We start from the raw sequence: 13,110 nt of genomic DNA on the forward strand, positions 1-13,110 counted from the left end.
GTGATCTGGAGTCGGACTCCAGTTAACCACGTCTCACGCGTCCGACGGCTGCACGATGAGGCCCTCGAGCAGGACGAGTCCGGCCTCGATCACGGCGGTCTCCACGCGCTCGGGCGCCAACACCAACGCGTCGCGGCGCAGCGCCAGCGCGGCGACACCGTTCCATGAGCCGAACAGGAAGAACGACATCAACTCGGGATCGACGCGGCGGATCGCTCCGCTCTCGACGGCTTCGCGGATGCTCTGCTCGAACTCACGCCGGAGCTCGCCGAACCGCTCGACGACCTGGGTCTCGACGGCCGTCGTCGGACCGCGCTCCCCCGTGGCAGTCAGGTACTTCACGACCACCGGGTGGTCGAGCAGCAGCCGCAGGTAGGCCACGCCGACACCGGCGAACCGCTCGAGCGGGGACGTGTCGGCCGCGTAGGCCGCACGCAGGGCATCCGTCGCGACGCCCAGGACCCGCTCCGTCACTGCGGCCAACAGCCCGTCCTTCGTCCCGAAGTGCACGTACACCGAGGCCGGCGAGACCCCCGCCTGCGCGGCGACGTCCTCGATCCGGATCTCCTCGGGTGCGCGCTGCGAGACCAGGAGCTCGGCCGCGTCGAGCAGCAGGGCGCGCGTGCGCTCCCTGCGGCGCAATCCCCGCGCCGCGGCGGACTGCTCGGGCTCGCTCACGCCACCACCCTAGGACCGCGGCTCGTTTGTCAGCGGGGATACCGGGTACAGGACGGGAACCACGTCCGACGGAGAGGGAGAACCATGGAGCGACTGGTCGCAGATCTGGTGGTCGAGCGGCTGCGCGCCTGGGGCGTGCACCGCACGTTCGGGTACTCCGGCGACGGGATCAACGGCCTCATGGGCGCCCTGCGCCGCGCCGGAGGCGATCCGGCATTCGTCCAGGCGCGGCACGAGGAGAACGCCGCGCTCATGGCGGTCGGCCACGCGAAGTACACCGGCGGCGTGGGCGTCATGATCAGCACCCAGGGTCCGGGTGCCGTGCACCTGCTCAACGGGTTGTACGACGCCAAGCTCGATCACCAGCCCGTCGTCGCCATCGTCGGCCAGCAGCCCACCACCGCGCTCGGTGCGGAGTACCAGCAGGAGATCGACCTGAGCGCGCTGTTCAAGGACGTCGCGGCGCAGTACGTCCAGGCTGTGCTCGCGCCCGAGCAGGCGGCCATGGTCGTGGACCGGGCCTTCCGGACCGCGCTCGCGACCAGATCGCCGTGCGTGGTCATCCTGCCGCACGACGTGCAGGTCGCACCGGCCCCCGAGGTCCCCCCGCACGAGCACGGGGTCGTGCCCACCACGCCGCAATGGCGACCGCCTCGCGTGATCCCGGCGGACAGCGATCTGGCCGAGGCCGCCGAGGTGCTGAACTCCGGCGAGCGGGTCGCCCTCCTCGTGGGTCAGGGCGCCCGCGACGCGGGTGACCTCGTGCGCACCGTGGCCGAGCGGCTCGGCGCCGGCGTCACGACGAGCCTGCTGGGCAAGCCGTGGTGGGACGAGACCCTGCCGATCAGTTGCGGCGTCATGGGCCATCTCGGCACCACCGCCTCCGGATGGCTGATGGACCAGTGCGACACGCTGCTGATGATCGGCACCAACGACCCGTGGACCGAGTTCTATCCCGCGCCCGGCCAGGCTCGAGCCGTCCAGATCGACATCGACGGGCGCCACCTGGGCAACCGCTACCCCGTCGACGTGGGCCTGGTCGGCGACACCACCGAGACGCTCACCGCGCTGTTGCCGTTGCTGAAGGAGAAGCCGGACACCACGTGGCGGACCGAGGTGGTCGAGCAGGTCGAACGCTGGCACCGCATCGCCGAGGAGCGGGCCCACACCGACGCCGCACCCCTCAGCCCCGAGCTCGTGGTCCGCGCCCTCACGCCCCGGCTGCCGTCCGACGCGCAGGTCAGCGTCGACGTGGGTTCGGTCGTCTACTGGTACGCCCGGCACCTGACCCTGCCCCCGGGAGTCCAGGCGCACCTGTCGTCCACCCTGGCCTCCATGGGCTCAGGCCTGCCCTACGGCCTGGCCGCCAAGCTGTCCGCTCCCGACCGGCCCGTCGTCGCGCTCGTCGGCGACGGCGCGATGCAGATGAACGGCATCGCCGAGCTCGTCACCGTCGCCTCGCGCTGGCGGGACTGGACCGACCCCCGCTTCGTCGTCCTGGTGCTCAACAACGGCGACCTCGCCGAGGTGACGTGGGAGCAGCGCGAGACCGAGGGCGACCCCCGCTACGACGTCAGCCAGTCACTGCCGGACTTCCCCTACGCGGGCTACGCCGACCTGCTGGGCCTCACCGGGATCCGGGTCGAGCGCCCCGAGGACGTCGACGCGGCGTGGGACCGGGCCCTCTCGGCGGACCGGCCGGTCGTGATCGAGGCGATCGTCGACCCCGACGTGCCGTTGCTGCCCCCTTTCCCCGCCGGCGAGGAGAAACTCGAGAGCTTCCACCGCGCCCTCGACCAGGAGGAGGACGCCGCGCACGCGCGGGCCCTGCTGGACCAGCAGGCCGCGCAGGAGGCGGACTGAGGCCGGTGACTCATGGCTCGCTGACGTTGTCCTCGAGCAGGCGCAGGCTCGTCATGAGGTCCTCGCGCGGCCACGATGCCCTACGTAGACCGTCGCAGCGGGCGGGCCTGTCGGCCCGGCGTCGGGTCAGAGAAGCCACATCTGCTTGAGCTGACGGCGGGAGGTGATGCCGAGCTTGCGGAAGATGTTGCGCAGATGAGCCTCGATCGTGCGCGGGCTGAGGAACAGCGCCGCACCGACCTCCTTCGAGGTCGCACCCGTGGCCACGAGTCGGGCGACCTGAAGCTCCTGCTCGGTGAGCGCATCCGCCGCCTGGGCGTCGCGCCGGCGCGGGTGCTCGCCCGTGGCCCGCAACTCGCGCGCGGCCCGCTCGGCGAACCCCGCGGCACCCATCTCCGCGAGCATCCTGTGAGCCGTGCGCAGCTGCTCGCGCGCGTCCTGACGGCGACCCTCCCGACGCAGCCACTCCCCGTAGAGCAGATGGGCGCGAGCGAGGTGGCCGGCCGTCCGCGGCTTGGCCAGGTGCTCGATCGCCTCTCGATAGAGCGCCTCGGCCTCCGACCCACTGCTGACGAGCGCCCGCGAGCGAGCCGCCAACCCCAGGCCCCACGAGGTGCCGCTGGCCTGAGCGCGCGCGGTGAGCTCAGCCAGCGCCTCGGCGGCGAGCTCTGGCCGGCCCTGGCGGCACGCGGCCTCGACGAGCTCGGTGTGGGGCAGACTGCCGTGGGACAGCTCGGAGGCCTGGAAGGACTGCAATGCCACCTCGAGTGCCGCCGCATAGTCTCCGTGGCCGTTGTGCAGTACCGACATGGCGTACGTGGTCATGAGGCGCTCGGTGCGCTGGGCGGGGCCTTCGGACCCTCGCTCCACGCTCGCTCGGAGCTCGGACGCCTCCTCGGTGGCCCCGCGCCACGCGGCGAGGATCAGATGGGCGTGCAGCTGCGGCAGAGCTCGCGACGGCGCCAGGATCGAGGTCTGGCCCGCCACCAGTTCGGCGCGGGCCAGATCACCGGAGAGCACCGCCATGAGCGACTGGATGAGCAGGGCAGTCGGCAACGTCGCCAGCGCGCCCGCCTCGCGGGCGAGCGCCACGTGCCGGTCGGCCAGCGCGTTGACGAGGTCGTCGTCGAACAACGCTATGGCCGTCCGGCTGGCCAACCCCAGCCAGCGGCGGCTGCCGTCCAGATCGGCACACGGCTCGAGCGCGACCATCGCATCCAGTGCCCTGCGGAGCTCGGGGACGCTGGCTTCGTAGCCTTGCGTGTACATGGTCGTCAGCCCGTCGAGCAGCAGGTCCGCCGGCTGCGGTGGCGTCGGCGCAGGTGGAGCATTCAACGCCGCCTCGGCCGCGACCCGCGGGCCCCATCCCGGTTCCACACCACCGGTGACGATCGCTCCGTCCAACGCGTCGAGGTACGTCTCGCGGGAGAGCACCGGGTCGAGAGGAGCCAGCCCCGCGGCGACCGCCAACAACGCCTTGGGCGGGCTGCTGTGCCGGGCCTCCTGGTAGTCCATCCGGGTGCGCAGAAGAACGGCGCGAGCGCCGTCGAGAGGTTCCAGGTTGACGCCGACGGCAACCTCGATCAGTCGCCGGGCCTCGTCGAACGATCCGGCCTCGTACTTGGCGAGTGCCGCGGCGAGCGAACGCTTCGCGCGCAGCACAGGATCCGGCGTCAGCTCGGCCGCGCCCTGCAAGAACGCCGCGGCCGCCGCCAAGCCACCCCGGGATCGAGCGCGAACGGCCGACACCTCGAGCTCGGCCGCGACCTGCTCGTCGACCCCCTGCACCGCCTGCGCACGGTGCCAGGCGCGGCGATCGGGATCGGACGCCACGGTGGCCTCGGCCAACGCGCGATGCACCCGTCGATGGTCCTGGGGGTTCGCCGCCTGGTACACGGCCGATCGAACGAGCGGATGGGCGAATCGCACCCGGGCCGGGCCGATCTCCAACAGTCCGGCCGATTCGGCTGCCACCGCTGCCTGGACGTCGAGATCCAACCGGGCCGCGGCGCGCTCCAGCAGCGCCGGATCGCCGGTGGGCTCGGCCGCCGCGATCAGCAGCAGCTCCTGCGTGTCGGGAGGAAGGTCCCGGGAGCGTCTCCGGAAGCTGTCCTCGATGCGCCGCGGGACACCCGCGACGTACGGCAAGGCATAGCCTCCGGCCAGCCGCTCGGGTCGCGCGCTGCGGGGCAGCTCCAGCAGGGCCAGCGGATTGCCGCGCGCCTCCGCGATGATCTGATCGCGCACGCTCTTGTCCATCGTCACGTTGGTGACCGTCTCCAGGAGCTGGCGCGACTCCGGATCGGAGAGCCGTCCCACGTGGATCTCCGCCAGACCCCGGAAGGGATCGTGATGGTCCCCTTCGGTCTCGCGGCGGCCGAACAGCAACGCCACTCGCTCGGCGGACAACCGACGCGCCACGAAGGCCAGGACCTGGGCCGAGGCCTGGTCGAACCACTGCACGTCGTCGACGACGCACAGCAGCGGCTGCTCGTCCGCGGCATCGGACCAGAGGTTGAGGACGGCGAGACCGACCAGGAACAGGTCGGGGGCGGGGCCGGTCTGCCGCCCGAGGGCCACGAGGAGCGCCTCGCGCTGCGGGTCGGAGAGGATGTCCGCGTGGTGCAGCAGTGGAGCACACATCTGGTGCAACCCCGCGAACGCGAACTCGGTCTCGGACTCCACACCGCTCGCGGACACCACCTGGAACTGCGCAGCGCCGAGGTCGCGGGCCAGCTCGAGGATCGCGGTCTTGCCGATGCCGGCCTCCCCGCACACCACGAGGCTGCCGCTGCGTCCGGCCCGCGCGTGCACCAGGAGCTGCTCGACCGCGTCGCGCTCTCCTCGTCTCCCCAGGAGATCAGTCAGTGTCGTCACCTCAGTTCTCGGTGCCCATCGACCAGGTGGCGCGCTCCGCCGTGGTGGTGGTGAACATAGCGGACAGCGGTGGGGCATGGTGGGCATCACCGGCATTCGCGATCACCAGGGCAGTACTCCGGACTCGTCTCGCAGGGTCCCGGTGGGGCCGTCGGCGCCGATGGTCGCCACCGTCACGACCACCGCGTGGGTGGACCTGCGCAACAGCGGCAGGGCGGCCTCCGTCACCCGCACGATGCCGACGGCGTTGGTGTCGAAGACCCGCAGCGCCGACGGGCAGCCGCGATGAGTTGATCGCCGACCTGCGGCGCGCGGAGCGCGTCGTCAGCTGAGTTCGTGGACGTTCCCCCGCACCGCTTCTGGAATCGGCGTCGGACCGGTGTTCAGCTCAAGGATCTGCCGGTTGATCCGGGGCTCGAGGATCACTTCGACGAGGGTGTCCGCGACGTCCTCGCGCGGGATCTCGTCGTGGAGCTCGGCCGGTCCGAGCGAGACGGTGCCGCGTCCCGGCTCGTCCAGCAGGAGCGAGGGCCGGATGATGACCCAGTCGCTACTGGCGCGGCTCACGGCGACGTCCGTCTCCTTCTTCACCGCGAAGTAGTGCTCGACCTCCGCGTCGAGGTCGCGCTCGCGCCATGACTCGGGAAGCACCGACACCAGCACGAACCGCGCATCCACCTCGCCGGCAGCAGCCAGCGCCTTCACCACCCCGGCACCGTCGATGGCATCGGTGACCTCGGTGGCCCCGGCGTTAGACCCGGCGGTGTAGACCACGACGTCCGACTCCGCGAGCATCGTCGCCAGTTGGTCCTCCGACAGATCGGCGAGGTCGCCGACCTCCGTGTCCACCGATCGGGAAGCCAGTCGCTCGCGCTGTTCCTCTCGACGCACGAGACCGGCGACGGTGACTCCGCGCGCCACCAACCGTTCCGCCACGAGTACCCCGACGGCTCCGGTCACTCCGATGATGAAGACCTTCATGCGGCCAGCTCCTCCCGATGCGGTGGTGCTCTTGACTCTCACTCTCTCACCCCGAATACTTGCTTGTGCAAGCACATTGCGGGGACGGGGGCGACGATGGACCACCGCGAGTCACGGCCGAGCGACCGGCCCCCGCGCTCGGCGCCGGCCCGTCGAGTCGACCGCGGGCTCGGCGATCTGCTCCATCGCGGTGGCGAACGCCTCCAGGTCCACGCCCTGCAGATGGTCCATCACCCGCCGGCGGACGCTGGCGAGATGGACGGGCCACGCCGCCTCCAGGCATCGCATTCCGGCCGGCGTGATGCGGGCGACCTGACCCCGACCGTCATCGGCGGAGCGCGACCGCTCCACGAGGCGTTCGCGCTCGAGGCGACCCACGACCCGACTGAGGCCGCTCACCGAGATCGCGACGTGACTGGCCAGCTGGCTCATGCGCATCGAGCCCTCCGGGGCCTCCGAGAGCGTCATCAGGACCACGTACTCCGTGCCGCCGATGCCCTGGTCCTGCATGAGGTCAGCATCGATCACCCGCGGGATCACCAGGACGGCCCGCGTCAGCGCGCGCCACGCCGCCTCCTCCTGTGCCGAGAGAGGAACGACTTCACCGGACCCATGTGGTTCGACCATGAATGACGACGCTAGCCGGTACTTGCTTGACAAAGCAACCGGACAGGAAGGACACCGCATGAACGACACCGAAGCCATCGTCACGACCCACCTCGACACCTGGAACTCCCCCGCGGGCCCGGAACGGCTCACGGCGATCGCCTCGGTGTACGCCCCCGACGTGGTCATCGGCGAGCCTCAGGGCACCCTGACCGGACACGAGGGCATGGAGCAGGCGATCGCCGCCCTGCAGTCCCAGGTGCCCGGCACGGAGCTCCGCCGGTCCGGACCGATCCAGGTGGCGCAGGACCTGGTCACCTACCCCTGGTCGCTCGGTACACCCGACGGTCCTGTCGTGGCCAGCGGCCGAGACGTCCTGTTCATCCGCGATCACGACGTGGCCGCCCTGTACGTGGTCATCGACACCCCATGAGCACCCCACCGAGAAGGACGAGCGCATGACCGAGATCCACGTGGTCCATGACCCCGCCAGACTGCGCTACGAGGCGAGCACCGGTGGCGAGGCCGCCGGCTTCGCCGAGTACATCCGCACCGACGATCTGATCGTCTTCACGCACACCGAGGTCGACCCGCGGTTCGAGGGCCTGGGCGTCGGGTCGGCGCTGGCCCGGTTCGCGATGGACGACGTCCGCGCCGACGGACAGCGCAAGGTGATGCCGCTGTGCCCGTTCTTCAAGGGGTGGCTCGGACGTCATCGCGAGTACGTGCCGATGGTGTACGGCGTCCCCGAGCCGACGGCGGGGGGACTGACATGACCCGCAAGACGTACGACGGTCCGATCGTCGAGGTCTCGTTCGACGGGGACCTGTGCCGCCACGCCGCCGAGTGCGTCCGCGGCATGCCGGAGGTCTTCGACGTGGCGAGCCGGCCCTGGATCGATCCCGGGCGCGCCGACACCGAGGACCGCGCCGAGACCCTGCGTCGCGTCGTCGGGCGTTGCCCGTCCGGGGCCTTGCGCATCCAGGACTCTCCCACGCCAGGAAGGACGACCCCATGACCACGACACGGACGGACACGACGGGCACACCCGTGCAGATCACGCTCGAGAACGGCGACCCCATCGGCTCGTACACAGTGCGCCTCGAGGGCGGCTCGGCCGTCGGCCGGGCCGACTTCGTCGATGCCCCCGGCGCGGGCCACCCCCGGATCTTCTTCCACACCGAGGTCGACGAGAGGTTCGGCGGGCGCGGGCTGGCCGGGCTGCTCGTGCGCGAGGCGCTGGACGACAGCATCCGCAAGAGCATCACGGTCGTGCCCGTGTGCCCGGTCTTCGCCAGGCACCTGCAGAACCACGGCAGCGAGTACAGCGCCCGCGGTGGGGTCTTCCGCTCGCCGCGTCCCGACGACATCGCGCTCGTCACCCACGCCGTCCGCGGCGACGCGTGAGGACCGGCGGCATGCGCTCGCTGATCCCCGACTACCTGGCCGAGGCGCTCGCCGACGTCGAGGCCGACGTCTCAGGAGAGCCCGCGGGGTACATCCCCGAGCTCGCGGCAGCCGATCCCGACCGCCTCGGCGCGGTCTTCGCCACGCTCGACGGCACGATCTACGGTGCCGGCGACATCGACACCGAGTTCACGATCCAGTCGATCTCCAAGCCGTTCGCCTACGCGCTGGCCCTGGCCGACCGCGGCTTCGACGCGGTGCTGGCCAAGGTCGGCGTGGAGCCGTCCGGCGAGGCGTTCAACGAGATCTCCCTCGAGGACGAGACCGGGCGCCCGCGCAATCCGATGATCAACGCCGGCGCGATCACGACGCACTCGCTGGTCGGCTCGCCCGACCTGGACCCGGCACGGCGGGTGACGCGGGTGGTCGAGGGCCTGTCCGCCTTCGCCGGCCGGCCCCTGTCGGTCGACGAGGCGGTGTGCGCGTCGGAGATGGAGGAGGCCTGGCGCAATCTGGCGATCGCGAACATGCTGCGCAGTCACCGCATCCTCACCGAGGATCCCCGAGCCGTGGTCGACGGGTACGTCCGCCAGTGCTCCGTGCTCGTCACCGCGCGGGACCTGGGCATCATGGCCGCCACGTTGGCCAACCGCGGCGTGAACCCGCTGTCGGGCGAGCAGGTGGTCGCCGAGCCCGTCGTGCGCCAGGTGCTGAGCGTCATGGCCACCTGCGGGATGTACGACGCGGCGGGCGACTGGGCCACCCAGGTGGGCATCCCGGCCAAGAGCGGTGTGGCCGGAGGCCTGATCGGCGCCCTGCCCGGCCAACTCGGGATCGCGACCTTCTCCCCCCGGCTGGACGTCCATGGCAACAGCGTGCGCGGGGTGTCGCTGTTCGAGCGCTTCTCGTCCGACGCCGGCATGCACGTGATGGCGGCGCCGCCGTCCGCTCCGTCGGTCGTGCGCTCCCATCGCGCCATGGGCACCGGCGCCGATGCCGTTCGCGTGATCCAGCTGCAGGGCGGGATCCGCTTCGCCGGTGCCGAGCGGATCGTGCGCGAAGTGGCGGACCAGGTGTTCCCCGAGACCACCGTCGCACTGGACCTCACGCTGGTCCATTCGATCGACGACGTGGCACGGCGCATGATCCTGGAGGTCGCGCGGCGCCTCACGCTGGACGGTCACGACGTCCACCTCGTCGACCCCGACTCGATCCTGCCGGACCCCGACCCGGGCGAGGGCGGCCGTGTCACGGTGACGGACGCCCTCGCCGGCCCGATCAGCCCAGGAAGGACACCAGCGCGGCGTTGACCTCGTCGGCGTGGGTCCAGAGCAGCCCGTGGGGCGCGCCCTCGATCTCGAGGTACTCGGCGTCCGGGAGCAGCTGGCGGAACCGGCGCGCCGTCGCGTCGATGGGCAGGATGTTGTCCGCGGTGCCGTGCAGGATCAGCGCCGGCAGGCCGCTGCGCCTGACCGCGTCGACGTCCTCCCGGAAGTCCTCGATCCACGACGACACGACCGCGTACGAGGCCACCGGGGCGCTCGAGACGGCGACGTTCCAGCTGGCGGTCACGGCCTCCTGGCTGATCCGGCTGCCGAAGGTCTCGGCGAGGTTGTAGAAGTCGGAGAAGAACTCCGTGTACCAGGCGTAGCGGTCGCTCTTCGCGGCCAGCTCGATCTCGTCGAAGACCTTGCGGGGCACGCCCCCGGCGTTGTCGTCGGCCTCGACCAGGTAGGGCTCCAAGGAGGCGAGGAAGGCGAGCTTCGCGACCCGGTCGGGCCCGTACGTCGACACGTAGCGGGCCAGTTCGCCCGTACCCATCGAGAAGCCGACCAGGACGACGTCGCGCAGGTCGAGTGCTCGCAGGACGACGTGCAGGTCGGCGGCGAAGGTGTCGTAGTCATAGCCCGATCCGACCTTGGACGACTGCCCGAAGCCGCGGCGGTCGTAGGTGATGACCCGGTACCCCGCCTCGAGCAGCACCCGGGTCTGGCGCTCCCAGCTGTGCCCGTTCAGCGGGTAGCCGTGGATGAGCACGACGGGCTGCCCCGTCCCCTGGTCCTCGTAGTAGAGCTCGATCGGCGTGCTGTTCTCGGTGCCGACGGTGATGAATCCCATGATCTGTTCCTTCATTCGGTGAACTGCGGTGCGGTGGTGGCCAGCAGGGCGTCGCGGAACGCTCGCGCGCTCGGGAATCGATCCCCGCGGGTCTTGGCCAGTGCCCTCGCGAGCACGGCATCGAGGCCGGGGACGGACGTGCCGGCCGCCGGTGGCTCCTCGTGGACGTGTTGGTAGGCGACCGAGATCGGATCACCGGTGAAGGGCGGCCGACCGGTCAGCAGCTCGTGGAGCAGGCATCCCGCCGAATACAGGTCGCTGGCGGCGTCCAAGGGCTCGCCCCGGACCTGCTCCGGCGACAGGTAGCCGGGCGTTCCGAGGAACTGCAAGGTCTGGGTGATCGCATCGGCCCGTTCCCCACTGGCCCGCGCGATCCCGAAGTCCACGAGCTTGACGGCGCCTTCGGGCGTGACCATCACGTTGGCCGGCTTGATGTCGCAGTGGACGACACCGGCCCGATGGCTGAACTCCAAGGCCGTGAGGACCCCGACCAGGTACTCGATCGCCTGCTCGACGGTCACGCCGCCGGCCCGCATCAGTTCGCGCAGGGACCGGCCGGCGACGTGCTCCATGACGATGAACGGCACTCGTGCCGCGTCCGCCGCGTCCTCACCTCCGTCGTAGCCGGTGCCCACGATCGAGACGATCGCAGGATGGTCCAGCCCGGCCATGGTCTCGGCCTCGCTGCGGAACCGGGAACGGAAGCGCGGATCCTCGGCGAGGTCCGGACGGAGCACCTTGATGGCGACGCAGTCGCCCGAGGGGATGTCACGACCGCAGTGGACGGCTGCCATGCCACCGTGACCGATGACGCCCCCCATCTCGTAGCGGCCGTCGAGGACGCGGGTGGGACTCATCGCCGCGGCTCCCAGCGGAAGAACCGGCCCGCCGCGACGACGGCCACGACCACCCAGCCCACGCTCCGGAGCAACAGCTGCAGTGCGTCGGTCAGCGGGAGACCACCGTTCCAGGCGCCCATGACCAACTCGGTGACCGCGCCGCCCGGGAGCAGTTGCTTGATCGTGGTCAATTCGCTCGTGCCCGTCAGGCCGACCCAACTGGCGACCCCGATCAGCAGCAGGCTGATCGGCAGGGTGGTCACCTGCGCGTGCTCCGGCGAGTTCGTCAGTCCGGTGGTCGCCAGCGCGAGGGCGATCATCATGGCGGTCAGGACCAGGATCGCCACGGCGAGGACCGCGACGTCGGCCGGCGGACCGGCCACCGCGGCGAGCACCGCCAGGATCACGACCGTCTGGACCAGTGCGATGGCGGTGAGCGGCAGGAGCAACCCGATGAGGATCTCGACGTCACCGACGGCGGTGGAGCGCAGCCGCTTGAGGAACAGGTTCTGTCGCCGCGACGCCAACGTCGTCACCGCGGTCGTGTAGAGCCCGAAGGCCATCACGATGAACAGCATGATCGCGGCGATGTACCCGAGGCTGGCCTGGTCGGCGAGGGTCTCGTGCTGGTAGACGAACGTGGCGCTCACCGCCACCGGGATGACCAGGCCCGAGACCAGGACCAGCCGGTTCCGGAAGACCTGGACCAACTCACTGCGGGCGATCCCCACCACGCCCGTGGTCCGGTTCATGGCACCGTGCCGGGTCGTGTCAGTCATGGCTGATCACCCGGAACACGTCGTCGAGGCGCGTCGGCGCGGCCTGCAGGTCCTGCAGCTCCACACCGGCGTCTTCGGCCCAGGCGAGCAGGAGGTACAGGTCCTTCTGCAGGGCGAAGGTCTCGACGTGGAACCCACCGCCGACCCGCACGGTGTCGATCGGTGGCTCGGGTATGCCGGGTGGGAGCGAGAAGCTGATCACCGACGGCAGGGCCTGGGTCAACTCGGCGACCGTTCCCTCCTCGCGCAACGTGCCTTGGTGCATGATGCCGATGCGGTCGGCGCGTTGCTGTGCCTCCTCCAGGTAATGGGTGGTGAGCACGATCGTGGATCCCCGGTCGCGCAATCGATCCACCGCGTCCCAGAGTGCGTCACGCGACTGGATGTCCAGACCCGTCGTCGGCTCGTCCAGGATGACCAGCTCGGGTCCCCCGTACACGGCGGTGGCGAAGTCCAGCCGGCGCTTCTCGCCGCCCGAGAGCTGGGACACCCGGGTGGCGGCCCGGTGCGCGAGACCGGAGATGTCCAGGACCCGTGCGACGTCGTCACGCCGACCACTCAGCGAGCCGATCAGCCCCACCGACTCCCGCACGGACAGGTCGGGCGAGAAGCCGCTCTCCTGGAGCATGATCCCGGTTCGCGGGCGCACCTCTCGCCGGTTCGTCGGGCTCTCACCGAAGATCCGCACGCTGCCGGACGACGGCTGGCGGTGGCCTTCCATGACCTCGAGGGTCGAGGTCTTCCCTGCCCCGTTGGTGCCGAGAAGGGCGTAGAACTCGCCCCGCTCGACCTGCAACGAGAGGCTCTTGACGGCGGGGAAGTCGTCGTAGGTGACGGACAGGTCGTCGACGACGACTACTGGGCTGATGGCCATGGCGCATCTCTTCGTGTGGAGGGTCCCGACAGCGGGCGTGCCCTCAGGCTCACACCGTCGGGTGCGCGGTCGCGTCGGTAGAAGTCCC

At 70.7% G+C, this 13,110-nt stretch carries 15 protein-coding genes; 7 read left to right on the forward strand and 8 right to left on the reverse strand.

The window, feature by feature from the left end; translation table 11 throughout:
* Positions 1-33 precede the first annotated feature (33 nt).
* A complete protein-coding gene (locus H9L21_RS11335) occupies positions 34-678 on the reverse strand; it encodes a TetR/AcrR family transcriptional regulator (protein WP_154596800.1) in 645 nt (214 codons plus the stop codon).
* A gap of 84 nt (positions 679-762) precedes the next feature.
* On the opposite strand from H9L21_RS11335, the gene H9L21_RS11340 reads away from it, so the two are divergent.
* Positions 763-2,541 (forward strand): thiamine pyrophosphate-requiring protein, encoded by a 1,779-nt coding sequence (locus H9L21_RS11340; protein WP_154596799.1) that lies wholly within the window; start codon positions 763-765, stop codon positions 2,539-2,541.
* 126 nt (positions 2,542-2,667) lie between these two features.
* Here H9L21_RS11340 and H9L21_RS11345 read toward each other — a convergent pair whose 3' ends face one another.
* Complete coding sequence (locus tag H9L21_RS11345) at positions 2,668-5,418, reverse strand: helix-turn-helix transcriptional regulator (RefSeq protein WP_222865773.1); 2,751 nt, start codon at positions 5,416-5,418, stop codon at positions 2,668-2,670.
* Between the two features lie 160 nt (positions 5,419-5,578).
* On the opposite strand from H9L21_RS11345, the gene H9L21_RS15505 reads away from it, so the two are divergent.
* On the forward strand, positions 5,579-5,707 hold the full coding sequence (locus H9L21_RS15505) for a hypothetical protein (protein WP_255467039.1): 129 nt from the start codon (positions 5,579-5,581) through the stop codon (positions 5,705-5,707).
* Between the two features lie 35 nt (positions 5,708-5,742).
* Here the strand turns inward: H9L21_RS15505 and H9L21_RS11350 are convergent, their stop codons facing one another.
* Together H9L21_RS11350 and H9L21_RS11355 are read right to left on the reverse strand one after the other, a co-directional pair.
* Positions 5,743-6,399 carry an NAD(P)H-binding protein gene (locus H9L21_RS11350; RefSeq protein WP_154596797.1) on the reverse strand — a complete coding sequence of 219 codons (657 nt, stop codon included), beginning with the start codon at positions 6,397-6,399 and terminating at the stop codon, positions 5,743-5,745.
* A 111-nt stretch (positions 6,400-6,510) separates the two neighbouring features.
* Positions 6,511-7,026 (reverse strand): MarR family winged helix-turn-helix transcriptional regulator, encoded by a 516-nt coding sequence (locus H9L21_RS11355; RefSeq protein WP_154596796.1) that lies wholly within the window; start codon positions 7,024-7,026, stop codon positions 6,511-6,513.
* Positions 7,027-7,084: 58 nt separating this feature from the next.
* Between H9L21_RS11355 and H9L21_RS11360 the strand changes: the two genes are divergently transcribed.
* The 5 genes from H9L21_RS11360 to H9L21_RS11380 are packed head-to-tail and all read left to right on the forward strand — an operon-like array spanning position 7,085 to position 9,722.
* The gene (locus tag H9L21_RS11360) at positions 7,085-7,438 is read left to right on the forward strand and encodes a nuclear transport factor 2 family protein (protein WP_187411472.1); all 354 of its coding nucleotides are present in this window, start codon (positions 7,085-7,087) and stop codon (positions 7,436-7,438) included.
* Between the two features lie 25 nt (positions 7,439-7,463).
* Positions 7,464-7,781: a GNAT family N-acetyltransferase gene (locus H9L21_RS11365; RefSeq protein ID WP_154596794.1), complete on the forward strand. Its 318-nt coding sequence runs from the start codon at positions 7,464-7,466 to the stop codon at positions 7,779-7,781.
* Entirely contained in the window at positions 7,778-8,023 is a 246-nt protein-coding gene (locus H9L21_RS11370) for a (4Fe-4S)-binding protein (RefSeq protein ID WP_154596793.1), read from the forward strand. The genes H9L21_RS11365 and H9L21_RS11370 overlap by 4 nt, the downstream gene beginning before the upstream one ends.
* On the forward strand, positions 8,020-8,412 hold the full coding sequence (locus tag H9L21_RS11375) for a GNAT family N-acetyltransferase (RefSeq protein ID WP_154596792.1): 393 nt from the start codon (positions 8,020-8,022) through the stop codon (positions 8,410-8,412). Before H9L21_RS11370 ends, H9L21_RS11375 begins: the two co-directional genes overlap by 4 nt.
* Positions 8,413-8,423: 11 nt before the next feature.
* Entirely contained in the window at positions 8,424-9,722 is a 1,299-nt protein-coding gene (locus H9L21_RS11380) for a glutaminase (RefSeq protein WP_154596791.1), read from the forward strand.
* Here H9L21_RS11380 and H9L21_RS11385 read toward each other — a convergent pair.
* Genes H9L21_RS11385 through H9L21_RS11400 form a run of 4 tightly spaced genes read right to left on the reverse strand, consistent with a single transcriptional unit; the run spans position 9,691 to position 13,022 of the window.
* Complete coding sequence (locus tag H9L21_RS11385) at positions 9,691-10,530, reverse strand: alpha/beta fold hydrolase (protein ID WP_154596790.1); 840 nt, start codon at positions 10,528-10,530, stop codon at positions 9,691-9,693. The two genes, H9L21_RS11380 and H9L21_RS11385, sit on opposite strands and share 32 nt — an antisense overlap.
* Before the next feature lie 11 nt (positions 10,531-10,541).
* Positions 10,542-11,387, reverse strand: a complete 846-nt coding sequence (locus tag H9L21_RS11390) for a protein kinase domain-containing protein (RefSeq protein WP_154596789.1) — start codon at positions 11,385-11,387, stop codon at positions 10,542-10,544.
* Positions 11,384-12,148, reverse strand: coding sequence for an ABC transporter permease (locus tag H9L21_RS11395; protein ID WP_230081559.1), 765 nt, complete (start codon positions 12,146-12,148; stop codon positions 11,384-11,386). The genes H9L21_RS11390 and H9L21_RS11395 overlap by 4 nt, the downstream gene beginning before the upstream one ends.
* Positions 12,141-13,022, reverse strand: coding sequence for an ABC transporter ATP-binding protein (locus tag H9L21_RS11400; RefSeq protein ID WP_154596788.1), 882 nt, complete (start codon positions 13,020-13,022; stop codon positions 12,141-12,143). The genes H9L21_RS11395 and H9L21_RS11400 overlap by 8 nt, the downstream gene beginning before the upstream one ends.
* Between the last annotated feature and the right edge of the window lie 88 nt (positions 13,023-13,110).

Origin of the sequence: Aeromicrobium senzhongii, assembly GCF_014334735.1 — a bacterium.
In the GTDB taxonomy this organism is placed as follows: Bacteria; Actinomycetota; Actinomycetes; order Propionibacteriales; family Nocardioidaceae; genus Aeromicrobium; species Aeromicrobium senzhongii.

Bases quoted from the DNA above. Each gene is read 5' to 3' on its own strand.
- H9L21_RS11400 (WP_154596788.1), bottom strand. From the start codon at position 13,022: ATGGCCATCAGCCCAGTAGTCGTCGTCGACGACCTGTCCGTCACCTAC.
- H9L21_RS11395 (WP_230081559.1), bottom strand. From the start codon at position 12,148: ATGACTGACACGACCCGGCACGGTGCCATGAACCGGACCACGGGCGTG.
- H9L21_RS11340 (WP_154596799.1), top strand. From the start codon at position 763: ATGGAGCGACTGGTCGCAGATCTGGTGGTCGAGCGGCTGCGCGCCTGG.
- H9L21_RS11355 (WP_154596796.1), bottom strand. From the start codon at position 7,026: ATGGTCGAACCACATGGGTCCGGTGAAGTCGTTCCTCTCTCGGCACAG.
- H9L21_RS11350 (WP_154596797.1), bottom strand. From the start codon at position 6,399: ATGAAGGTCTTCATCATCGGAGTGACCGGAGCCGTCGGGGTACTCGTG.
- H9L21_RS11390 (WP_154596789.1), bottom strand. From the start codon at position 11,387: ATGAGTCCCACCCGCGTCCTCGACGGCCGCTACGAGATGGGGGGCGTC.
- H9L21_RS11360 (WP_187411472.1), top strand. From the start codon at position 7,085: ATGAACGACACCGAAGCCATCGTCACGACCCACCTCGACACCTGGAAC.
- H9L21_RS11380 (WP_154596791.1), top strand. From the start codon at position 8,424: ATGCGCTCGCTGATCCCCGACTACCTGGCCGAGGCGCTCGCCGACGTC.
- H9L21_RS11375 (WP_154596792.1), top strand. From the start codon at position 8,020: ATGACCACGACACGGACGGACACGACGGGCACACCCGTGCAGATCACG.
- H9L21_RS11385 (WP_154596790.1), bottom strand. From the start codon at position 10,530: ATGGGATTCATCACCGTCGGCACCGAGAACAGCACGCCGATCGAGCTC.
- H9L21_RS15505 (WP_255467039.1), top strand. From the start codon at position 5,579: ATGGTCGCCACCGTCACGACCACCGCGTGGGTGGACCTGCGCAACAGC.
- H9L21_RS11370 (WP_154596793.1), top strand. From the start codon at position 7,778: ATGACCCGCAAGACGTACGACGGTCCGATCGTCGAGGTCTCGTTCGAC.
- H9L21_RS11365 (WP_154596794.1), top strand. From the start codon at position 7,464: ATGACCGAGATCCACGTGGTCCATGACCCCGCCAGACTGCGCTACGAG.